This is a genomic window from Neobacillus sp. WH10 (assembly GCF_030123405.1).
Classification (GTDB): Bacteria; Bacillota; Bacilli; order Bacillales; family Cytobacillaceae; genus Neobacillus.
The window spans coordinates 4188973-4212481 of record NZ_CP126110.1; the positions used below are offsets into that span (position 1 = coordinate 4188973).

At 39.0% G+C, this 23509-nt stretch carries 20 protein-coding genes, 2 pseudogenes and 1 other annotated feature; of the genes and pseudogenes, 7 read left to right on the forward strand and 15 right to left on the reverse strand.

The window, feature by feature from the left end:
- Positions 1 to 55: 55 nt before the first annotated feature.
- Complete coding sequence (locus tag QNH20_RS20495) at positions 56 to 244, reverse strand: DUF6954 family protein (protein ID WP_283919811.1); 189 nt, start codon at positions 242 to 244, stop codon at positions 56 to 58.
- Between the two features lie 118 nt (positions 245 to 362).
- Entirely contained in the window at positions 363 to 1619 is a 1257-nt protein-coding gene (gene tyrS / locus QNH20_RS20500; protein WP_283919812.1) for a tyrosine--tRNA ligase, read from the reverse strand.
- Between the two features lie 202 nt (positions 1620 to 1821).
- Positions 1822 to 2040, reverse strand: a binding site (T-box leader).
- Between the two features lie 147 nt (positions 2041 to 2187).
- On the opposite strand from tyrS, the gene QNH20_RS20505 reads away from it, so the two are divergent.
- On the forward strand, positions 2188 to 4923 hold the full coding sequence (locus tag QNH20_RS20505; protein ID WP_283919813.1) for a transglycosylase domain-containing protein: 2736 nt from the start codon (positions 2188 to 2190) through the stop codon (positions 4921 to 4923).
- A gap of 197 nt (positions 4924 to 5120) precedes the next feature.
- Here QNH20_RS20505 and acsA read toward each other — a convergent pair whose 3' ends face one another.
- Positions 5121 to 6839 (reverse strand): acetate--CoA ligase, encoded by a 1719-nt coding sequence (gene acsA / locus QNH20_RS20510; protein WP_283919814.1) that lies wholly within the window; start codon positions 6837 to 6839, stop codon positions 5121 to 5123.
- Positions 6840 to 7054: 215 nt separating this feature from the next.
- On the opposite strand from acsA, the gene QNH20_RS20515 reads away from it, so the two are divergent.
- From QNH20_RS20515 to QNH20_RS20525, 3 genes are read left to right on the forward strand one after another with little or no spacing between them, the layout of a single operon-like run.
- On the forward strand, positions 7055 to 7687 hold the full coding sequence (locus QNH20_RS20515; protein WP_283919815.1) for a GNAT family N-acetyltransferase: 633 nt from the start codon (positions 7055 to 7057) through the stop codon (positions 7685 to 7687).
- A 41-nt stretch (positions 7688 to 7728) separates the two neighbouring features.
- The gene (locus QNH20_RS20520; RefSeq protein WP_283919816.1) at positions 7729 to 8376 is read left to right on the forward strand and encodes an acetoin utilization AcuB family protein; all 648 of its coding nucleotides are present in this window, start codon (positions 7729 to 7731) and stop codon (positions 8374 to 8376) included.
- Positions 8373 to 9545 (forward strand): acetoin utilization protein AcuC, encoded by a 1173-nt coding sequence (locus QNH20_RS20525; RefSeq protein ID WP_283919817.1) that lies wholly within the window; start codon positions 8373 to 8375, stop codon positions 9543 to 9545. The genes QNH20_RS20520 and QNH20_RS20525 overlap by 4 nt, the downstream gene beginning before the upstream one ends.
- 29 nt (positions 9546 to 9574) lie before the next feature.
- Here the strand turns inward: QNH20_RS20525 and ccpA are convergent, their stop codons facing one another.
- The 5 genes from ccpA to QNH20_RS20550 all read right to left on the reverse strand — a co-directional run bounded on the left by ccpA (position 9575) and on the right by QNH20_RS20550 (position 13865).
- A complete protein-coding gene (ccpA, locus tag QNH20_RS20530) occupies positions 9575 to 10573 on the reverse strand; it encodes a catabolite control protein A (RefSeq protein WP_283919818.1) in 999 nt (332 codons plus the stop codon).
- Between the two features lie 450 nt (positions 10574 to 11023).
- Complete coding sequence (locus tag QNH20_RS20535) at positions 11024 to 12100, reverse strand: bifunctional 3-deoxy-7-phosphoheptulonate synthase/chorismate mutase (protein WP_283919819.1); 1077 nt, start codon at positions 12098 to 12100, stop codon at positions 11024 to 11026.
- A 307-nt stretch (positions 12101 to 12407) separates the two neighbouring features.
- Positions 12408 to 12740, reverse strand: a complete 333-nt coding sequence (gene ytxJ / locus QNH20_RS20540; protein ID WP_283919820.1) for a bacillithiol system redox-active protein YtxJ — start codon at positions 12738 to 12740, stop codon at positions 12408 to 12410.
- A 151-nt stretch (positions 12741 to 12891) separates the two neighbouring features.
- On the reverse strand, positions 12892 to 13386 hold the full coding sequence (locus tag QNH20_RS20545; protein WP_283919821.1) for a YtxH domain-containing protein: 495 nt from the start codon (positions 13384 to 13386) through the stop codon (positions 12892 to 12894).
- Positions 13387 to 13403: 17 nt separating this feature from the next.
- Complete coding sequence (locus QNH20_RS20550) at positions 13404 to 13865, reverse strand: DUF948 domain-containing protein (protein WP_283919822.1); 462 nt, start codon at positions 13863 to 13865, stop codon at positions 13404 to 13406.
- Positions 13866 to 14066: 201 nt separating this feature from the next.
- Here QNH20_RS20550 and QNH20_RS20555 point away from each other — a divergent pair, with 201 nt between their 5' ends.
- Positions 14067 to 15182, forward strand: a complete 1116-nt coding sequence (locus tag QNH20_RS20555) for an aminopeptidase (RefSeq protein WP_283919823.1) — start codon at positions 14067 to 14069, stop codon at positions 15180 to 15182.
- Positions 15183 to 15223: 41 nt separating this feature from the next.
- On the opposite strand, the gene murC is transcribed toward QNH20_RS20555, so the two are convergent.
- The 7 genes and pseudogenes from murC to QNH20_RS20590 form a co-directional block, all read right to left on the reverse strand.
- The gene (gene murC, locus QNH20_RS20560; RefSeq protein WP_283919824.1) at positions 15224 to 16522 is read right to left on the reverse strand and encodes a UDP-N-acetylmuramate--L-alanine ligase; all 1299 of its coding nucleotides are present in this window, start codon (positions 16520 to 16522) and stop codon (positions 15224 to 15226) included.
- 234 nt (positions 16523 to 16756) lie between these two features.
- Complete coding sequence (locus tag QNH20_RS20565) at positions 16757 to 19282, reverse strand: DNA translocase FtsK (RefSeq protein WP_283919825.1); 2526 nt, start codon at positions 19280 to 19282, stop codon at positions 16757 to 16759.
- A gap of 166 nt (positions 19283 to 19448) precedes the next feature.
- On the reverse strand, positions 19449 to 20237 hold the full coding sequence (locus QNH20_RS20570; RefSeq protein ID WP_283923463.1) for a DUF1444 domain-containing protein: 789 nt from the start codon (positions 20235 to 20237) through the stop codon (positions 19449 to 19451).
- Between the two features lie 92 nt (positions 20238 to 20329).
- Entirely contained in the window at positions 20330 to 20644 is a 315-nt protein-coding gene (locus tag QNH20_RS20575; protein WP_283919826.1) for a thioredoxin family protein, read from the reverse strand.
- Between the two features lie 862 nt (positions 20645 to 21506).
- A complete protein-coding gene (locus QNH20_RS20580; RefSeq protein WP_283919827.1) occupies positions 21507 to 21746 on the reverse strand; it encodes a hypothetical protein in 240 nt (79 codons plus the stop codon).
- A gap of 39 nt (positions 21747 to 21785) precedes the next feature.
- Positions 21786 to 21965: pseudogene (locus tag QNH20_RS26985) on the reverse strand (transposase); the annotation flags it as partial.
- Positions 21929 to 22612, reverse strand: a complete 684-nt coding sequence (locus QNH20_RS20590; RefSeq protein WP_283919828.1) for an IS110 family RNA-guided transposase — start codon at positions 22610 to 22612, stop codon at positions 21929 to 21931. The pseudogene QNH20_RS26985 and the gene QNH20_RS20590, both read right to left, overlap by 37 nt.
- 253 nt (positions 22613 to 22865) lie before the next feature.
- Between QNH20_RS20590 and QNH20_RS27135 the strand changes: the two genes are divergently transcribed.
- Positions 22866 to 23075 (forward strand): transposase, encoded by a 210-nt coding sequence (locus QNH20_RS27135; protein WP_481857991.1) that lies wholly within the window; start codon positions 22866 to 22868, stop codon positions 23073 to 23075.
- A pseudogene (locus tag QNH20_RS20595) lies at positions 23048 to 23458 on the forward strand (transposase); the annotation flags it as partial. The gene QNH20_RS27135 and the pseudogene QNH20_RS20595, both read left to right, overlap by 28 nt.
- Positions 23459 to 23509 lie beyond the last annotated feature (51 nt).

Genomic DNA, 23509 nt, shown 5'->3' on the forward strand with positions numbered 1-23509 from the left:
CAATATCTAATCTATTCCAATCCAGCTCTAACAAATCTTTGGTACGGGGGTTTTTCTATCGTTTATTAGCCCAACTAACTGCTTTTCGATATATAAATACTATAACAAAATAGATTACAATCACGATTGCTGAGGTCCACAATCTTTCTAGAATTATACCATCTGCTAACAGCACAGGACCGAATCCAAAAAATGTGACAAGAGCAAGGAGAATGATAAATACGGCGTGCAATAAAAATTTCATTCATTTCACCCCCGCTTTTTTCCCTTTAAATATTAGACGAATTATTCTGCAGCAATGTTACTCCCTAGTCTTTCCAAACAGAAAAAAGGGCTTTGGAAATCCAAAGCCCTTAATGAATTTAATATTTTATCAGTGTGTATTTCTTTTTGCCCCTTCTAATGATGGTGTATTGGTCTTCAATACGATCACTCTCATTTAGAGAATAGTTCGTATCCGTTATTTTTTCACCGTTTACAGTCACTGCACCATTAGTTATGTCTTCCCGTGCCTGACGTTTTGAAGGAGAAATCTTTGCCGCAACCAGTAAATCAACAAGGTTACCCACTAAATCCTCAGCATTAAAGGATGGTACGTCTTTAAAGCCTTGTTTGATTTCAGCAGCTGAAAGATTTTTCACATCCCCGCTAAATAAGGCTTGGGAAATCTTAATCGCTTGCTGTAGTGATTCCTCACCATGAATAAGACGTGTCATCTCTTCCGCTAATGCCTTTTGGGCTTTACGAAGATGTGGTTCTTCCTCAACAGACCTTTCTAATTGCTCAATTTCCTCATGTGAAAGGAAAGTGAAAAACTTTAGATATTTGACAACATCGGCATCAGCTGTGTTAATCCAGAACTGATAGAACTCGTATGGAGTAGTTTTCTTTGCATCAAGCCAAACAGCGCCGCCTTCTGTTTTTCCAAATTTGGTTCCGTCTGCCTTCGTAACAAGAGGAATAGTCAACCCAAATGCTTTTGAGCCCTCTGGCTGCATTTTCCGGATTAATTCCAAACCAGTGGTAATGTTGCCCCACTGATCACTACCGCCAATTTGCAATTTACAATTATGGTTTTCATACAAATGGTTGAAATCCATTGCCTGTAAAATGGTGTAAGTGAATTCAGTAAAAGAAATACCTGTTTCAAGCCTTGATGCAATTGTATCTTTTGCCAGCATGTAATTAACCCCGATATGCTTGCCAATATCACGTAAAAAAGAAACAACATCCATTGAGCCAGCCCAATCATAGTTATTCACCATAATGGCACCATTGTCACCGTCAAAGTCAAAAATCGCTGCAAGCTGTTTTTTGATTCCTTCTACGTTCTTTTGTACTGCTTCCAATGTTTGCAGATTCCGTTCTTCACTTTTCCCACTTGGATCACCAATCAGTCCTGTAGCCCCGCCAACTAAAACAAGCGGGCGATGACCATGCTGTTGAAATCTCCTAAGTGTTAAAAAGGGTACCAAGTGACCAATATGCAAGCTATCAGCCGTCGGATCGGCCCCGCAGTATAAAGAAATTTTCTGGTTACTTAAAAGTTCTTTTAAACCCTCCTCATCTGATTGTTGGTAAATAATCCCTCTCCATGCTAAATCCTGTAATAAATCCAACTTAATCCCTCCAATATAATAAAGTGTAAGCGCCTTGAACTGAGGCGATAAGCATAATGCAAGTGCTGACAGAAGGCACTTTTTACCTTCCGTTGTGACTGGTTTATTACTCGAGCCCCTAGGCGCTGATGCTAAGCAGTTATCAAAGTATAAAGAGCTACACTTTGTTAGACTGTAATAAATAAAAACGCCCCTGCAAAAATGCAGGGACGTAAATTTACGCGGTACCACCCAGCTTGAGGAAAAATCCTCCAACTCAAAAAAATTAACGGTTTTGACCGTTTTCCGCTACTCACACTTGTTTTCACAGAAAAAGCTCAAGGACGTAATTCATTCTTCTATATGTACCAGCTTACACCACCGCTGGCTCTCTAAAAACAGGGATAGAAGAACTACAGTTGATTCCCTTCACAGCTTTTAAATTATTATTTATTATAGTTTTTTTACCATAATCCAACCCATCTGTCAAATATCAACTAGAAATTTCAGAAAAATGTAGAAGGTTGTCAGTTATTGCTTTTCCTATATGCTATAATGAATGTGATTTTATAATGAGGTGATGCTCTGAATGAATGAAAAAATACAAGTGTGGGTGAAAAAAGCAAAATCCATACTTAACATGTTTACCCATAAAAAGACGATTAAAAGTGCACGAATTACCTCTCAGGTCGTTTGGAACCTATTTCTCCTCGTGCTCACAGTCGCCATCCTTGGCGGATCATTTGCAACAGGTGTTGGTGCTGGTTATTTTGCCTCACTTGTGAAAGATGAACCCGTCCGTTCCTATGACAGTATGAAAAAGGATATTTATAATTACACGGAAACATCTGATTTATACTTTGCAAATGATGTTTATCTTGGAAGACTCAGATCCGACCTTATTCGAGAAGAAGTAAAGCTGGATCAAGTATCTAAGGATCTGACCAATGCTGTTATTGCAACCGAGGACGAATACTTCTATCAGCATAAAGGTGTTGTTCCTAAAGCTGTTTTCCGTGCCCTCTTTCAAGAAGTCACAAACTCCGCTGTCCAATCAGGCGGAAGTACGTTAACCCAGCAATTAATCAAAAATCAAATCTTAACAAATGAAGTTTCCTTTCAGCGGAAAGCCAATGAAATTTTACTAGCTCTTCGGTTAGAGAAATTTTTCAATAAAAATGAAATTCTTGAAGCTTATCTTAATGTTTCCACGTTTGGAAGAAATTCTTCCGGACAGAATATTGCAGGCGTTCAAGCAGCTGCAAAAGGAATCTTCGATAAAAATGCCAGTGAATTGTCATTGCCACAAGCAGCATTCATTGCAGGTCTGCCCCAAAGTCCATTTGGCTATACACCTTTTACAAGGGAAGGTACGGTGAAGAATAACCTTGAACCAGGAATCACACGTATGAAAACTGTATTAAAAAGAATGTTTGATGGTGGATACATAAACCAGCAGCAGTATGCGGAGGCCTCTGCCTACGACATTACAAAGGATTTTATTGCGCCTGTTGCGAATCCGCTTGAAAAATATCCTTGGCTTACATTTGAAGTCGAAAAACGTTCGATTGAGGTTCTTACCACTGTGCTGGCCAAAAAGGATGGATACACAGAAAAGGACTTAAAAAATGATGACAATCTTTATTATAAATATAAAACGTTAGCGGATCACGATTTGCATCAAAATGGGTATCAAATTCACACTACAATTGATAAAGATATTTACGATGCCATGCAAGTCGTAAAGGATAATTATAAATACTACGGTCCGGATAAACCTCAGGAAAAGGAGGATCCCGAAACAAAAGAGAAGTATACTGTAATTGAGCCCGTCGAAGTTGGTGCAGAACTGATTGAAAATAAGACAGGAAAAATTATCAGTTTTGTCGCTGGAAGAGATTACGAAAAACAACAGCTTAATCATGCAACAAGTGCAATTAGGCAAAATGGCTCCACGATGAAGCCACTTCTTGTCTACGGTCCGGCGATTGAGTTAGGAAAAGTAGCACCAGGAACGCCGCTTCCGGACGTAGAATTAAGTTTGGCTTACGGCAGAAGTACTCCTTGGCCGCGCAACTATGATTTAAGGTACAGCGGTATCGTTTCAGCCAGGTATGCCATGGCAAAATCCTATAACGTTCCTGCTGTTAAATTATACAAGGATATCGTTGATCAACGTCCGGCAGCCTACCTTGAAAAAATGGGATTTACCTCTCTTAAAAAACCGGACTACACGAACCTATCAACTGCCATCGGTTCCATGGAAACTGGTGTTACAATTGAAGAAAATACAAATGCCTTTAGTACCTTTGCAAATGGCGGCAAATTTATTGATGCCTATATGATTGATAAAATTGTCGATAAAAACGGCAAGGTCATTTATCAGCATGAAGTGACGCCTGTTGACGTCTTCAAGCCTCAAACAGCTTATTTAACGCTTGATATGATGCGCGATGTTATTAAAACGGGGACAGCCGCGGGTATTAAAAGCAAATTAAACTTTAGTGCTGATTGGGCCGGCAAAACCGGTACAGGGAATGACTTTATTGATTCCTGGTTCGTTGCAACAAATCCAGCCGTCACCTTTGGTATTTGGACTGGTTATGATACACCAAAATCATTAAAGACTCCCGGTATGTCCTATAGTCAGCGGACAAATAACCTTTGGGCTGAACTAATTAATGCTGCGTATAGCATAAAGCCGGAATTAATAAATCCAAAAGAATCATTTCAAATGCCGGAAGGAATTGTGAAACGTTCCTATTGCGCTGTTTCAGGCATGCTTCCATCTTCTGCCTGTTCTAAGGCCGGTTTAGTCGAAAGCGATTATTTTAATGTAAATGATGTGCCGACAAAAGTAGATGATAGTTTGAAGGAAGGGAAATTTGTCACCATTGGGGATAAAAAGTATTTAGCCTTGGATTCCACACCACAAGAGTTTGCCCAGTTTGGTTTGATATTAAACCCAGACTTTATTACCCGAATGGTGGGAAAGAATTTCAAAAATACAAGTCAGCTTATACCAAAGAAGGATCGTTGGGGGAAAATTCTTGTTCCTGACGCAAAAATGGTAGATAACGGTAAGACTCCTGATGGTGTAAGCCTATCAATTTCAGGTAATACTATAACTTGGTCATCTTCTCCAGATAATGATGTCGTAGGTTATCGAGTCTATCAAGGCGGATCTAAGGTTGCAAGCATAAACAGCGGCTCCGGTCTTTCCTTTATGGCTGGCAGCGGTGCCTATTATGTAACTGCAGTCGATATCGCCGGAAAGGAATCGGCTCCATCTAATATTGTTGAAGCAGGAGCTATAATTCCATAAGCGCAAGCGCCTTGATCAGCCCCGATATAGGGAGACTTAGTTGAATGAAAATCGGATTAGTCTCCCCTTAATACGTGCAGAAAGTGATAGCTTTCTGTAGCCATGCATAAGACGAACCTTGATGGGGCAGTTCCCCAGTATGCGTTCCTTTTAGCAAAAAAAATCGCACCGAAAGTTCGGTGCGATTTTTTTGCCAATTAGTCTTCCATGGTTGAAAGATCTCCAGTAGGTAAATTTAGTTCCCATGCCTTCAACACACGTCTCATTATTTTACCGCTTCTTGTTTTTGGCAGCTTATCGCGGAAATCAATTTCCCTTGGTGCTGCGTGGGCAGCAAGGCCTTTTTTCACAAACTGCCTGATTTCTTCTTTTAGTTCCTCAGTGGCATCATAGCCATCCCGAAGTGCAACGAATGCCTTAATAATTTCCCCGCGGACAGGGTCTGGTTTTCCAATTACACCTGCTTCTGCTACTGCCGGATGCTCGACAAGCTTACTTTCCACTTCAAACGGCCCAACACGCTCTCCTGATGTCATAATGACATCATCCACCCTGCCTTGGAACCAGAAATAGCCATCCTCATCCATGTATGCAGAGTCCCCAGATACGTACCAGTCACCAGGCATAAAGTAAGATTCATATTTCTCAGGATTGTTCCAAATCGTGTGCATCATTGAAGGCCATCCTTTTTTAATCGCAAGGTTCCCCATTCGATATGGCGGCAGTTCATTCCCTTGATTGTCAACAATAGCTGCTTCTACACCTGGAATAGGCTTACCCATTGAACCAGGCTTGATGGTCATACATGGGTAGTTACTAATAAGCTGTGCACCAGTTTCTGTCATCCACCAGTTATCATGAATTCGCTTATTAAATACCTTTGCTCCCCATTTAACGACCTCTGGGTTTAACGGCTCCCCAACACTTAATACATGGCGGAGGCTGCTTAGGTCGAATTTCTTTACAAGCTCATCACCTGCACCCATTAGCATCCGGAAGGCGGTAGGAGCACTATACCAAACCGTCACACCAAAATCTTCAATCATTTGATACCATGATTCAGGGCTAAAACGGCCGCCAATAATAACATTCGACGTTCCCGTTAACCACGGTCCAAAAATCCCGTAGGATGTACCTGTAACCCAGCCTGGATCGGCTGTACACCAATATACATCATCTTCTTTTAAATCAAGTACCCATTTGGCTGTTTGATAATGCTGTATCATGGCATTATGTACATGTAGTACCCCTTTAGGTTTACCTGTAGAGCCGGATGTATAATGCAGAATTAGACCATCTGTCCGATCTACCCATTCAATTTTGAGGTCTTTACTGGCTGATTCAAATTTTCCTAAAAAGTCAATATACTGATCTTGCTCCACGACATTCTTTCCCACAAGAAAAATATGCTTTAAAGTAGGTAAATCTTGAACGGGTACTCGATCCAATAATTCAGGAGTAGTTACTAAAACTTTCGCTTCACTGTCCTGCAAACGGTCTCGTACAGCACCTTCCATGAATGCCTCAAATAATGGCCCGACTATCGCACCAAGCTTAATAGCACCTAAAACAGTAAAATAAAGCTCTGGAGACCTGGGCATGAAAATAAATACTCGGTCACCTTTTTCAACATCCCCGTAACTCTTTAATACATTCCCTGCCTTATTTGATAGGTCCTTCATTTCCTTAAAAGTGTATTTCTCATTTCTTGAACCATCACGATAGTATAGGGCGATCTTATTTTTTCGATGGGTCTTCACGTGACGGTCAATGGACTCGTATGCCATATTAACAAGTCCTGTTTCACTCCAAGAGAATTCTTTTTCTGTTTCCTTCCAGTCAAAATGCTTGTACGTCTCTTCATAATTGCTTAGATTATGCTCGCCTTGTACAACTGGCAGCGCTTCCACTTTCATTCCAATCTCCCCCTCTTCGCTAATATGAGATTATTATAGTACAAATAGTAACTATTCACAATTTTAAAAATTTTATTCGAGATAATTTTATTGAAAGATTAACTTTATAAATAATTTAGACTTATATAACAGAAAATTTCGTGAAATCACTTTCTTACGATAGATTTTATGTATAATAGAATTGAACACTAACGATCTCTCAGGTAGGTGACCGTATGGAACACAATAAAACATACAATGCAAAACAATTGAAGACTCCTCATGGGAACTTAATAATCGAAGGCCCTATTTCATCGGATAAACTAGCTGGCTATGAATTTCATGAAGACCTTGTTGCCTTCCGTCAGCCTGAACAGCAGCATCAGGCTTTAATAGGCATTGCTGAGCTGCCGGAAGGGAGAATTATTATTGCAAGACATCGGCAGACAATCGTTGGCTATGTTACCTATCTTTATCCCGACCCGCTTGAAAGATGGTCAGAAGGCAAAATGGACAATTTAATCGAATTAGGTGCTATTGAAGTGATACCTCAATTTAGAGGCTGTTCAGTTGGTAAAAACCTGCTGATTGTTTCGATGATGGATGATGCGATGGAGGATTATATTACAATCACGACAGAATATTATTGGCATTGGGATTTAAAAGGGACCAAATTAAATGTCTGGGATTATCGAAAGGTCATGGAAAAGATGATGAATGCCGGCGGTCTTGAGTGGTATGCCACAGATGACCCCGAAATTTGCTCACATCCTGCCAACTGTCTAATGGCCCGAATGGGGAAAAGGGTTGACATGGCATCCATTCAAAAGTTTGACCGATTAAGATTTATGAACAGGTTTATGTATTAATCATTTTCCTGATATTGCTCGGGATAGAGGGTGATTTTCCAATGATAGTAGAAGAAATTATGAAAACAGACGTTGCGACACTTTTTCCGACAGATACAATTGCAGATGCCATGAATGTAATGGAAGCAAAAAAAATCCGTCACATTCCAATCGTTAATGATGAAGGGCATTTAGTGGGCCTGTTAACTGTGGCAAAAATAACGGAAGCCACTCCTTCCATTTTTCATGTGAATGAACATCCTGAAGATTTAAAAAAGCCAATAGAGGCGATAATGGAGCGAAATGTCATCACTGGGCATCCGCTCGATTTTGTTGAAGAGGTGGCTGGCCTTTTCTATGAGCACAAGATCAGCTGTCTTCCAATCATTAATGATCGCAAACTGGTAGGAATAGTAACAGAAACAGATTTGTTGCGAACAATGGTTGAGTTAACGGGTGCACATCAGCCCGGTTCACAAATCGAAATAAAGGTTCCAAACCTTGCTGGTAAACTTAGCGACATTACTACTGTTATTAAAAATCGGAAAGCAAATATTCTAAGTGTACTTGTATATCCTGACAAAACGGATGAACACTGTAAAATTCTTGTCATTAGGGTGCAGACAATGAACCCGACTGCTCTTATTCAGGATTTAAAACAAGCTGGACATCATGTTTTATGGCCAAATTTGCCGGGGATATCCTTATGAGTGATCACTGCTCCTTTATATTTTCAGAAGAACTGCTGAATTATAAATTTAGCACTCATCACCCTTTTAATCAATTCCGGCTTAAACTAACAATAGACCTATTAAATAAATTGAATGCTCTAGATCCTGGACAAATAATCCCCCCCAAAATGGCATCTGAAGAAGAGTTAGCTCTTATCCATGATAGGAGTTACATTGAGGCAGTAAAAAAAGCAGGACAAGGACAACTTCAGAATGAAATAGCTGAAAACTATGGTTTGGGAACCGAAGATACCCCTATTTTCCCTAATATGCATGAAGCGAGTTCATTATTGGTTGGCGGTACATTAACGGCAGTTGATCAAGTAATGACAGGTAAGGCCCTCCATGCTCTCCATCTTGGCGGTGGATTGCATCACGGCTTTCGCGGAAAAGCATCTGGATTTTGCATATATAATGACAGCTCGGTAGCCATTAAATATTTACAGGAAAAGTACAATGCACGCGTGTTATATGTTGATACGGATGCCCATCACGGCGATGGTGTTCAATGGTCGTTCTATGATGACCCAAATGTATGTACCTTGTCGATTCATGAGACAGGAAGATATTTGTTTCCTGGGACAGGGCACATCAATGAGCGAGGTCAAGGAAAGGGCTACGGCTATTCTTTTAATATACCCGTCGATGCCTTTACTGAAGATGACTCATGGCTCCATGCTTACACACAATCCATTAAAGAAGTTGCTGAGTTTTTTAAACCAGATGTAATCCTAACCCAAAATGGTGCCGACTCACATTATTATGATCCCTTAACACACTTATCAGCAACAATGAAAATCTATCGAGAGATACCTAAGCTTGCCCATGAAATTGCCCATCAATATTGTAACGGGAAGTGGATTGCAGTAGGTGGCGGCGGTTATGATATATGGCGAGTGGTTCCAAGGGCATGGGCACTTATTTGGCTGGAAATGACAGAAAACTCAAATTGTTATGGCAGTTTACCGGAGGAATGGCTCAATCAGTGGCAAAAGGAATCACCTGTCATTTTGTCAAAAGAATGGGATGACCCTGTTGATTTATATACTCCAATCCCACGTAAAGCTGAGATAACCGAAAAGAATTTACTTACGCTTGAAAAAGCACTTTACCCAATTCGTAATCATCAAAAGAGTGAATCGATGTAAAAAAGGCTGCCCGCAGGCAGCCTTTTTTATTATTTTGTCGATCGACGCTGTTCAATCCGATGTGGAAGAACAACTATATGCTCTTCAATTTGTTCTTTATTCATTAATTTGGTTAAGAGCCTCATCGCAACTGCACCAATATCATATAATGGCTGGATTATCGTTGTAAGCTGGGGACGAACCATAAGTGACAGCCTTGTATTGTCTGATGTGATGACCTCAAAGTCGTCTGGAATACGATATCCTTTGTCCTCTGCCCCATGAACAACCCCTAGAGCCATTTCATCAGCACCCACTAAAATAGCAGTTGGCCTCTCTTTAGCTTCTAATAATTTTTCGAATGCCTCTATACCAGAGTCGTACGTATAATCTCCTTCAACAACAAACTCTTCATTATACGGCAGCCCGGATTCCTGAAGCGCCCGTTGATACCCTTTAAGTTTTTTCTGCGCATTCTTTGGTTCATGAAGCGGACCAACGACAAAGGCAATATTTTTATGGCCTTTGTTAATGAATTCCTTTACAGAATCAAAAACGGCTCTTTCATAGTCAATATTTACAGAAGGAATCTGATTCGACTCTTCAATAGAGCCTGCAAGAACGATTGGCACTGGTGATTTTGCAAATTCCTCAACATGATCAGCAGTAATATTTCCTCCCATAAAAACAATTCCATCTACTTGTTTACCAAGCATGGTATTAAGTAAATGTAATTCCTTTTCTTTGTTTTGGTCGGAATTACTTAAAATGATATTGTATTTATACATTGTTGCAATATCTTCAATACCGCGCGCTAATTCAGCAAAAAAGATATTGGAGATATCCGGAATGATGACACCCACAGTTGTTGTTTTTTTACTAGCTAATCCTCTTGCAACTGCATTTGGACGATAGCCTAATCTTTCAATAACCTCTAACACTTTTTTGCGGGTTACTGGTTTTACATTTGGATTTCCATTTACTACACGTGAAACGGTCGCCATTGATACATTTGCTTCCCTTGCTACATCATAAATAGTGATATTCACCTACAACACTCTCCTAAAACCTACATTGTTTTCTTTATTTTACAACAGCATGTGTAAACTTAGTCATTATTGTTTTTTCTAGCTATAGCGTCCAGCAACTTATGTATTAGCACTCTCATCCTTACAATTAGTCAACATTGAATCGACTTTAGCTTCGTGTTTCTTTTATCTCATACGATGATGTCTAATCCATATGTCGATAAATGGACGCTTCAACTTTTCTCTTTTGTGAGAACATAAACAATCTTAAATATGTAATAATGATACGATAAGAATAGTAAAGCTGCAATTGCATTTGTCAATATTTTTTTGGGAATTTCTTTTTGATTCAAAAAAACCTTCTGCAAAGATGCCGCAGAAGGTTTTTAGGTATCACTGAATTTCGATAATGTCTAAAGCGCCAGCATCCAGCGGATGGTGTACGTCATAAAACGTGTGCTTCCGCTAGTCTTATATTCTTACAAAGTTTGACGCGAGCAATTCATTATAGAATTTGTCAAATTGGTTAAGATCCATTTGCTGTTGTGAATCAGAAAGGGCAACTGCAGGATCTGGATGAACTTCAGCCATAACACCATCAGCGCCGATGGCAATTGCAGCCTTCGCACAAGGGAGCAGTAAATCTCTTCTACCTGTAGAATGTGTAACGTCTACCATTACTGGCAAATGTGTTTCTTGTTTTAAAATAGGAACTGCTGAAATATCTAGCGTATTTCTTGTTGCTCGTTCATATGTTCTAATTCCGCGCTCACAAAGTATGATTTGTCCATTTCCTTGTGCCATAATATACTCAGCGGCATTGATAAATTCCTCAATCGTTGCCGAAATCCCTCTTTTTAACAAGACAGGCTTATTAACCGCACCTGCAGCTTTTAGCAATTCAAAGTTCTGCATATTACGGGCACCAATTTGAATGACGTCAATATAGTCGATGGCCATTTCAATATCAGATGGATTCACGATCTCACTGATGACAGCCATATCATATTCATCTGCCACACGTTTTAAAATTTTTAGCCCTTCTACCCCTAAACCTTGGAAATCATATGGAGAAGTTCTTGGTTTATATGCACCGCCACGAAGGAGCTTCAAGCCTTTTTCCTTCATAGCTTTTGCTACACTTGCTACTTGCTCATATGACTCTACAGCACAAGGGCCAAACACGAAATGCTGTTTTCCATCGCCAATATTTTCACCTTTTAACGTAACAATTGTATTTTCAGGCTTCTTCTTTCTAGAAACAAGCAATGCTTTTTCATGATCATCTTTTTGCAAATCTAATCCTGCTTTAAAAATTTCCTTGAAAAGATGATCGATTGTTGTATTTTCAAAAGGTCCATCGTTATGCTCTTTAATTACTTCAAGCATTTTTCTTTCTCGGACTGGATCGTATCGGTACACCCCTTGATTACCTTTAACTCGTCCAATCTCTTGGACAAGCTGAGCTCTTTCGTTAATTAGCCTCAACAATTCCAAGTTAAGTTCATCCATTCGCGTCCTCAATTGATCTAATTCATTTTTGCCCATTATTCGTCCCCGTCCTTCCTTTTGCAAATCATTTATCACCTTGATGCGTAGATGTATTTTCTGACATAAGTTGATGATTTACAAGCTTAAAGTGTATAATTTTTAAATTTTTTAATAATTAGGCTTTATTATAGCTGAAATGGTTTCCTTTGTCATCTATTTTTTCTTTACTAATTAAACGCTTTTAAGCACTAAAGTAAGCTGATATATTGTAGAATATGTTATGTAATTCATCTCACAATGTATCTATTTATAAAAATATTTTTTTATATAATGAAGAGGATGAACCCATCATCCTCTTTGATATTTATTGGTTTTTACTGCTTGCACTAACTAGAGATTGATTAGTGATTTTCCAGTGAGAAGCACTCCATAATGCTTCTCCGTTTGCAAAAAGAATAGCTTGTGGTGACTCGTGCTTAATCTGAAATCTTTCCGCGATCTCGTTAGATAACGGTCGTGAATTTTGAACAGCTAAATAATAGGTTGGTACATCCTGATATTTATTGGAAAATTTTTCGTATTCCTTATAAGCAGCATGACTAATGGGACATGTTAAACTATGCTTTAAAAGATAAAATTTACTATCATTTGTAATTATTTGATCAAATTGTTCAATTGATTCAATTTTTTCAAGCATTCATATAACCTCCAGTTAGAAATGCGGAAGCGTCTTGACCAGGAGCTTATGACCTTTAGCCCCTAGGCGCAGAAGCAAACCATAAAATAAATAAACGGTGAAGTAATTTTATCACTTCACCGTTTTTATCACAAATAATTGTTACTAGTTATTAAATTTTGACCTTGCTTTCTTCCTCTTCAAAAGCCTTTTGTGCCTCTTCTAATTTTTTCCTTATTTCATTGCTGTCCAAAGATTTGATTTCAATTGATTTTTTTGCTCCTGGTTTTTCTTTTGGGTCTTGAATTGGAATATATGTTAATTCGGATCCTTCCACGGTTTCATCTGTATTTCCTGATTTTCCTTTTACCTTACTTAATAGTCCCGTGGATTGTTTAACTATTCCATGAGAAAGGGAAGAAGTTTTAGACACGAATTCATTGCTCTTATTCATAACATTTTCCCGAAATTGACCTGTCTTATCCATGATAGATCCTGCTTGATTACTTAAAGTAATACGAAGCTCTTTACCAGACTTTGGAGCCAAAAGAAGTGCAGCAGCGGCTCCGGCTACCCCGCCAATTAGTGCACCCAATAAAAAGCTATTGGAAGACTCCTGATTGCGGTTTTGATTCGTTTCTCTTGATTCATATTCTCTACTGGACATTTTATTACCTCCTTTGTTTAATGTGCCCTAACCCTTTGTTTCTCTTTTGAATTTAATTCATTCTTTCCGTGCTTTCTAGCCTGCCACTTATCCTTTAATTCAAGGAAAATATTACTCCATTGAACAATTTGCGAAATTTTCTCTTTACTCTCTTCTACCTGCTGATCAACTGAATTGGTTATGTTCTGCAGTGTTCCATTAAATTTGGAAACCGTTGTTCCAACATCCTTTACAGCATCTACCACACTATTTAAACTTTCAGCTTTCTGCTGAATATCTTCAGCAAGTGCATTTGTTTTTTGTAAAAGTAAAGTGGTTTCCGTTGTAACGCCGTTCAATTGTTTTTCTAATCCCGTCAATGTGTTCGAAACGCTTGTAAGTGTAACTTGAAGTGATTTGAGCGTTTTCGATAAATAGATGACAAGCACAAAAAACGCAATTGCTATCAAGGCTACGCTTAAGTATAAAATAATTTGCATCGTGCACCTCCGCCTTAATCCTATCATTATGTATTACCCATCCAATAAGGATATAAACCTCGCTCATTATCTTATACTACTTCCATATTTTTGTCTTGTTTTCCTGCCAATTATTTAAAAATTTCATTGTTTTTTCAACTTTCTCATATCCTTCGGGTACAATAGAATTGTATTTTATTTATTTTGTTGGAGGCGTTTGTGTTGAAAGATCCTCGTATTGAGAAACTGGCTAAAAATTTAATTAATTATTCGGTGCAGCTTCAAAAGGGTGAAAAGGTGTTAATTGAAAACTTTGGATTGCAGCGCGAACTTGTTACTGCCCTTGTCAAAGAGGCATATGCAGCAGGAGGTTACCCATTTGTTCTGCTAAAAGACCACCAAGTCGACCGCTCATTGCTATTAGGTGCACAGGAAGAACAATTTAGCATGATGGCTGAATTTGAAGCAAATGTGATGAGGAAAATGAATGCATACATAGGTCTCCGCTCAGGTGATAACATCAATGAGCATGCAGATGTCCCTGATGATAAAATGAAAATCCACGGTAATACCATTGGCAAAAAAGTTCACCGTGATATCCGCGTTCCAAAAACCAAATGGGTTGTTCTTAGATATCCAACCTCAAACATGGCTCAATTAGCAAAAATGAGTACAGAGGCATTTGAAAACTTTTACTTTGATGTATGTAACTTGGATTACAGTAAAATGGATCAAGCGATGGACAGCCTTGTGGAATTGATGAACCGAACAGACAAAGTGCGCATTACTGGTCCTGGAACAGACCTCAGCTTCTCGATTAAGGATATTCCAGCGATTAAATGTGCCGGCAGATTAAATATTCCTGATGGGGAAGTTTACACTGCTCCTGTGCGTAATTCGGTTAACGGGGTAATCACATATAATACTCCATCCCCATACCAAGGATTTACCTTTGAAAATGTGAAGCTAACATTTAAAGATGGAAAGATTGTCGAAGCAGAGTCTAATGATTCAAGCCGTATTAATAAAATCTTTGATACAGACGAAGGGGCCCGCTATGTTGGGGAATTCGCTATTGGGGTAAATCCATTTATTCTCAATCCAATGCAAGACATTTTATTTGATGAAAAAATTTGTGGCAGTTTCCACTTCACTCCTGGGCAGTGTTATGATGATGCCTTTAATGATAACCATTCCAATATCCATTGGGATATGGTAAATATCCAGCGTCCGGAGTACGGCGGCGGGGAAATCTATTTTGATGATGTATTAATCCGTAAAGATGGTTTGTTCGTTTTACCTGAATTAGAGGTACTGAACCCGGAAAATCTTAAGTAAAAAGAAAGGATGCCAACTTCCATGATGGCATCCTTTCTTTTTTATGATATTTGTTTTTCGTACGATTCCTGAAATTTTTGGATGTCACCTGCACCCATAAAAATAATGACACTGTTGGAATATTCGTTTAATACGAAAGTATTTTCTTCTGATATGATTTCAGACCCAGCAACTTTATCTTGTAAGTCTTTTATCGTCAGCTTACCATGGTTTTCCCTGGCTGATCCAAAAATCTCACATAAAAATGCTTTATCTGCCAGTCTTAAACTTACAGCAAAATCCTCTAAAAACGCTTGCGTCCGCGTGAATGTATGTGGCTGGAATACCGCAATTATCTTCCGGTCAGGATATTTCTGTTTGGCCGCCTCGATGGTTGCTTTAATTTCAGTTGGATGATGGGCATAATCATCAATTAAGATTTGTGAACCGATGCTTTTTTCAGAGAATCTTCTTTTTACACCTTGGAACGTTTGCAAAAGTTCCTTCACGATCTCTACATCAATTTCTTCGTAATGACATAAACCAATGACCGCAAGTGCATTTAACACACTATGGTCGCCGAACGTCGGTATGGAAAATGTATTATAGAAGGTATTACGAATAAAGACATCAAAACTCGTCCCATGGGTTGTTTTCACAAGGTTTTTAGCCTGGTAATCATTTTCCTCGCCAAACCCATAAAATAACACCGGAACCTTCGCTTGGATTTTTTGCAGGTGTTCGTCATCCCCATAAGCAAATATTCCTTTTTTCACTTGGACAGCCATCTCTTGAAAGGCCGAAAATACATCATCAATATTGGCAAAATAATCAGGGTGATCAAAATCGATGTTTGTCATAATGGCATAGTCCGGAAAGTACGATAAGAAATGTCTTCTGTATTCACAAGCTTCAAATACAAAATACTCTGCACCTTCTTCACCTTTACCTGTTCCGTCACCGATTAAAAAGGATGTAGGTTTCGCACCTGCTATTGTATGTGCAAGCAAGCCTGTAGTGGATGTTTTTCCGTGTGCACCAGTAATAGCTATGCTAATAAAGTTTTGCATAAAATCGCCTAAAAAGCGATGGTACCGTACAATAGGAAGGCCAAGCTTCATTGCCTCTTGAATTTCTTCATGGGTATCAGGAAACGCATTTCCTGCAATAATAGTCAATCCTGGCTTGATATTTTCCTTTTGAAAGGGAAGGATAGTGATCCCTGATTTTTCAAGTGCATCCTGGGTAAAAAAGTGTTTTTCGACATCGGAGCCTTGCACCTGAAACTTCATATCATGTAGAACCTGTGCGAGCGCACTCATTCCAGACCCCTTAATACCTACAAAATGGTAAATAGTCATTGAAGAACCTCCAACCAAACGTAATACTGTAAAACAGTATATGACATCTGTCTGTATTTGCTAATTGTCTTGAGAATCTCTAACCGTTATAGATTTATTATTCATTAATAAAAATCATTTAATTATTATACCATTATTCTTTTGTAAAAACTATTTGCGGCTTACATTCTCCCTTTATGTCGATTTTATTTTTTATCCCTGTAAACAAAGAATACAAAAACTTACAAAAATGTCCTATTCTTGAATAGACTCCAAATCAGCCTCGGTTATTAATACGTCACGCGGCTTGCTTCCATTAGCACTTGAAATATATCCGTTTTGCTCGAGCATATCCATTAACCTAGCCGCTCGGTTATAGCCGATTTTAAAGCGCCTTTGTAAGCTGGAGGTGGAAGCACCACCCTGGTCAACAATAAATTCACAGGCCTCATAAAAAAGTTCATCTTCATCATCGGATACTTGCGCCTTTTTAAGCAGTTCCTCTTGCTCAAACAAGTACTCAGGCTCCCTTTGCTCTCTAACATGGGCAACGACAAGATCAATTTCTTCATCTGATACAAACGTTCCCTGCAAGCGGACAGGTTTCGATGAACCATTTTCCAAAAATAGCATATCACCGCGGCCAAGCAATTTTTCTGCCCCACTAATATCTATAATCGTGCGAGAATCCACCTGTGAAGAAACCGAAAAGGCAATCCGGGTTGGAATATTGGCCTTAATAAGCCCTGTTATAACGTCAACAGATGGTCTCTGAGTTGCAACAATAAGATGAATACCGCAAGCTCTTGCTTTTTGAGCAATCCGGCAAATCGCTTCTTCTACGTCTGCCGGCGACATCATCATTAAGTCAGCTAATTCATCGATGATAATGACAATAAACGGAAGCTGATCAGAATAACGTTTATGCTGCATTGCCAGTTCATTGAATCGATTGATGTCCCGAACACCAGTGTGAGCAAAAAGCTCGTATCTCCGTTCCATTTCGTCAACAGCCCATTTTAATGCAGCTGTTGCAGCCTTTACGTCAGTAATAACCGGGGCAACGAGGTGTGGAATGCGGTTATATGGGGCAAGTTCTACCATTTTAGGATCAATAAGCAGCAACTTCAAATCTTCTGGACGGGCCTTATATAACAAGCTGACCAAAATAGAGTTAATACATACACTTTTTCCTGACCCTGTTGCACCAGCAATTAATCCATGGGGCATTTTTTTTAGGTCGGTAACAATTGGGTTTCCTGCGATATCAAGTCCAAGCACAGCCGTTAACGGCGATGCAGACTCATGAAAAACATCGGACTGTATAATTTCGTTTATCAACACTGGCCTTGATTTTTGATTTGGCACTTCAATCCCAATGGTATGTTTTCCGGGGATTGGAGCTTCAATCCTAATATCCCGTGCCGCCAGACTTAATTTAATATCATCGCTTAAGTTTGTTATTTTGTTTACTTTTACGCCCGGCTCAGGCTGCACCTCAAAGCGGGTGACGGACGGGCCTTGTGTCACATTAACTACACTTGCACCGACGTTAAAGTTTTGTAATGTTTGGTTTAAAAGTTCTTCTTGTTCTTGTAACCAGTCTTGATCCCTTATCTCTGTTACAGGCGGGTTTAACAAATTAGTTTTTGGAAGTACATATAATCCATCTTCCTGGATTTCTTCTCTATTTGCTGTTGGTTCATTAACTGGATAAATTGTGTCTGTTAGCTTTTTCTGCGCTGATTGTGCTGGCTGCTTTTCAAGCTCCATTTTTCGGTTTTTTTCTTCCCATTTTTGTTTATCCTGCTTTAACATCATCACATTGAAAGGTAGACGCGAACGTTTTGGTGCAGATGGTTCAGGTTCAGGAACAGTCGCTTCCATTACTTCAGTGTGCTCAATATCGTTTTTTATTTCTCCAAGTGAAGTTTCTTTAGCCGGAAAGATTTCTTTCATTAAAGGAGATGTTGAAACTTCCATAACCACCTCTTCTTGCTCGCTTACGGGGTTATTCACAAAAACATCAACTTCTTTTTCAACTTGAGGTAGAAGGTCTGTTTCAGATAATATTTCTATTTCAGCAACTGGGGTTACGAGTTCAGTTCCAGCTATGGTCTCCGTCGCCATAATTAAAGTTTCAAATTCCGTTTCCGGTATGGTCTTTGTTTCCGTAACTGTAGTTTCAAGCTCCGTTTCCAGTATGATCTCTGTTGCCGCAACTGGAGTTTCAAATTCCGTTTCCGGTATGGTCTTTGTTGCGGTAAATGGCTTTGTATGCCCAGTTTCAATTAATACCTCTTCAGCCACATCTAGCTGGTCAAGCTGATTATTAAAATCATCATCTAAAAAGTGGCTCAATTCATGCTCTACAATTGCGTCCGTCTTTTTAGGTCTGTTAAATCCAAAAACTGGCGAAGGAATTTCAGTGGGATGAAACGGTCCGCGTACTCTTGGTGAAAATTCTTTCATTTTTTTAGGTATTTCTTTTTTTACAGGTGGTACTTCAGGTTTTTCTGTCTTCCTTCGTTTTTCAGAGGGCCTTTCTGGCCTTTTTTGGGGTAAACTTTCCTGCATTTCCTTTTTAAGGGTCTTTGGTGGACGAGATGGATGTTTACCTCCTTTTGGGTATTGATAGGAAATTCTCGTATCTAAATCCTTAAGACTTTCATTTTGACTGTTAGGTAGAAGGCTATCCGGGTTATGATTATGTATAATGTAATCGTTATATTCTTCTTCATCTTTTTTAAACTTTTGAAAAAAGTTTTGGATCCAACTCAAAACTATCACTCTTTCTGCTTTATCTATCATTCTATTTTATCAGTAATTAATATTTTTTCGAGATAATTCTTTAGAATGAGTCGAAATATATGTTCCATTTGGATATATACGGAATGTTTTCATGAAAAAAGACCACTTTTTAATGTGATCCTCTTTCTCTTTATTTTTATTTATTTTTTCCTAAAATAAAAATCGGTTCTAATTCCCCATCCTCATAGTAAAATGACAAAGCTGTAATCGGCACCCGTCCGTTTGCGAAAAAGCTCATCGCCATCTGGGCAATGACATCATAGCCCCTGTCATTACGAATATCTGCTATAATTAACACATCCTGGTGAGGAACAGCAAGCACCATTTTCCCCTTGATCCGCTTCTCTATATCACTGAGGAATCCCTTATTTAATATCCTGCTGGCATCATATCCATCGTTGGTGTTAAGAAAATAAAAGATGTTCCCGGCCACCTGATCCTCTTTTAGTGGAGTTGAAAGTGATCTTATATTAAATAAGGCAATTTCCTTAATCCTGCTGGCTTCCCATCTCTCTTTTTCCATGATTCCCGCGTCAATCAAACGATAGGTTTTCCCCATATCATAGGCATAATAAATCTTAGTTTCTGCGGTATGTTCGTCAATCAAGAATGGGATTCCTTCCTCCGCTTCAGCTGGAAAGGACGAGGAGCGAATGACAGGAAAGATTTTTTTCTCATGATCCGTTAACTGAATAGGATCCTCCATAGCCCGAAGCCCTTCTTCGACATAATAAACTATTTCATCAATTGCCTTTTCTTTTTCTATATTCCATTTAGCTATGATTCCTGGTAATGAAACCGTAATTCCTTTACCGACTAATTCACTCTCGATTCGGAGCTGATCTTTTTCACGGTCATAGGAAATCACTCTGTCTTTTCCAGATAAGCGCGCTTCTAATTCACGCCGCATTTTTTTGCTATCCATTTTCATAATAAACCCACCATTTCTAGTAGCTGTGTATCTTATTGTACATGAAAAAATCCCCCATCTCAAAAGATAGGGGATTTCTATTTCGATTATTTTAAATCGGAAATAAAAGCTTCGATTTCTTCTTGTGTTTTACGGTCTTTACTTACAAAGCGGCCAAGCTCTTTTCCGTTTTCATAGGCGATAAAGCTCGGAATTCCATATACGTCCACTTGTTGGCATAAATCAATAAATTGATCACGGTCAACATGAATAAACGTAAATTCAGTAAATTTTGCTTCTATTTCTGGCAGGACAGGTTCGATAAAGCGGCAATCCCCGCACCATTTTGCTGAAAACATAAAGATCGTTTTTGATCCGTCACGAAGTTGTTCAAATTGCTCCATTGACTCTAAATTTTTCAAATTCAACGCCTCCGATTGAAGATATGCTTTTTTGTTAGATTCCCTAAATCATAACAGTCTGACAGCTTTTCAGTCCAATAATATGCACCCGTTATTAAGATTCCTTCATATCTATGATGCCCAGACCGTGATTATTTGAAAAATAAAAACGAAGGTTTATTCCTTCGCTCAGGCTGTCGAATAACTTTCAGCAGCCTCTTATTTTATTCATTTATTTCAATAATTCACCGCGTTAATTTAATATATTATTATTGGTGTATAGGCTTTTAAACAGGTCTGTTGATTGGCGCTCCAGGCACTTCGCTTTCCGCGGGCGTGCCGGGAAGCCTCCTGATATGAACGAAACTGTCAAGGCTCCCACTCTACACCAGGTTTTGATTTATTTTTACCCAACTCTAAGAAGAGAAGCTAAATCCGGCTTCTTGATTTTGTTTGGTATTTAGCCAATTCTGGCTAGAATAGCTCCTTCTTTAGCTTACTGACCACTTCTCACTTCATAGAATGGCTGTCAAGTGCTTTCCTTGACTGCCATTCTATGAAGTGAGACACTCCTTTAAGCTAAAGAGGGTGTTTTCTTTACTCCTTCCTCTTTTTGGTTTGGTATAGAAGATAAGAACACGGCACGAAGGCAAATCTCTTAACTGCGGTTAGCGCTCTGATATTCGTGGGTTCACACATTTTATCTTTCCGTATAAAGGACGTATCCACTAACTCGTGACGTGCGTTAATCTAAATAGATCTAGCACAGAGGAGGCACGTGGGTTTTCCTTTCCGGTTTTTCTCTTTGCCTTCGAGCCCTATTCTCATTCATCTATTTCTTCTTAAAAATGTATAGAGATTTGAAAAACTAAAAACGTTAAACCTAACGTACTTCCTCTAGCTCTTGAGTAATAGCCCAAATAAAACCTGCTAATTCTCTTGCCACTGCGGTTATGGCTTTGCCACTTTCTTTGCCTCTTGATAATAATCGAAAATATTTCTTGTGAAGCCGGTTTTGGGCTTTCCAGGATATTGCTTGAATCGTTGGCGATTGTCCATTTTGTCTCTTTTGTAATTCCCCTTTAACGGATGGTTGATATCGATAACTCCAGGCTGATTCCACTAGTAGACGCCTTACATGACGATTCCCAGCTTTGGTGATCTTTCCTTGTCTTCTACTTTCACCACTGGAATACTCACTAGGTACTAATCCACTATATGCCATAAACTGTCTAGGGGTGGAAAAACGTTTAAAAGAACCTATTTCTGCCGCAAGGCTAGTCGCTGTTATCAGTGCTACTCCTCTTAATGCTTGTAAAGCTTGGATGATTGGGGCATGAATACTTTCGTTGCTTGTATTCTGATTTCTTCTTCGAGTCTTAAGATTCGTTGTTGTATCTCTTTAATTTGATGATAATACTCTTGAAATACCACATTTAATTTAGAGTTTTCAAACTTTAACGTGTCCAACCACCTATAATACCTGACGGTCCACTTCTTTCCTTTTGATGGGGGTTGAATATTATTACGTAGTAAAAATTTACTTAACCGGTGTTTAGCTCTTAATTCGTCCTCTTTTGCATCTTCTCGGCATCGAACAAGATCACGTAAAGCTTCATCCTCTGGGGTTGGAACATAAACAGAAGTTAATTCCCCTGCTCGAAATAATTGAGCCAGTCGAATGGAATCTCTACGATCCGTTTTAATACGTTCACCAGGTCTTTGAGGAATTAAAGATGGTGCGATAACAGTACAGTGAATATTTAGCGTAAGGAGTAACCTGTACAATGCATATCCAGTAGGACCTGCTTCATAACACACTCGTAAGTTTTCCTTGTTTCCTAACTTTTTCATTAATTTCGTAACTGCTTCTGGTGTATTCGAAATCATTCCCCAATATCTAGGCTCAACTCTTCCTTCATCTGCAATCGCGACAGCTATTTTTTCTTTTGATACGTCTAAACCTACATATTTTATGGTATCCTTCATAATAACTAGCTCCTTTCGTAATGTAGCTCTGATTTGGTTTGGCTTTTCCAGTAAACATTCTAACCAAATTACCTACGTATTTACGAGTAAGGAGCTAGTTTCGTTCATGATAACTCGTCGCTTCGCTCCTGCGGGGTCTCCCCTGCCCCGTACTCCCGCAGGAGTCTTCGTGCCTTCCGCGCCAATCAACAGAGTGCTTTCAATAAAGACCTTTAACTCAATTAATAAATTATAAAAATAAGTGATGAAATCAATGCTTAAGCAAAAAGAGTCTAGCCAAAGTGAATACGAAATTGTATCTATTGATGAATTGGTACCTGATGACCATCTTATTCGTTTAATTGATAAATATATTGATTTTTCGTTTCTTCTTGAAAAAGTCCGTCCTTATTACTGCGATGATAATAGACGCTCTACTGATCCTCTTATTCTTTTTACGTTTTTCCAAATAATCAAGAATTAATCTATAGAACAACAACCCGTGAAGGTTACAGAGAATACAAGTCTGATTCGAAGAAATGTCAGAACTGCCCACTACTATCCCAATGTACACGGTCAAAAAATAAGGTAAAAGTGGTAACAAGACATGTATTGGAGGAGCACAAGGAAAAGGTCAGATTAAATCGCTTGTCTAAATCGTGCAAAATGCTTTATAAATTTAGAAAGGAAAAAATTGAGCGAAGCTTCGCAGACTCAAAAGAGCTGCACGGGCTTCGCTACTGCCAGTTACGGGGATTGAAGAATGCAAGTGAACAGGCTCTTCTTACTGCAGCCTGTCAAAATATAAAAAAGATTGCAACACAATTAGCAAGGTTAGAAAAAGTGTGTTGCAATACTTTAGGTTGATTTGCCTCCCAGTTGATTGGAGCGTAGGGCACTCGACTCCTGCGGGATAGA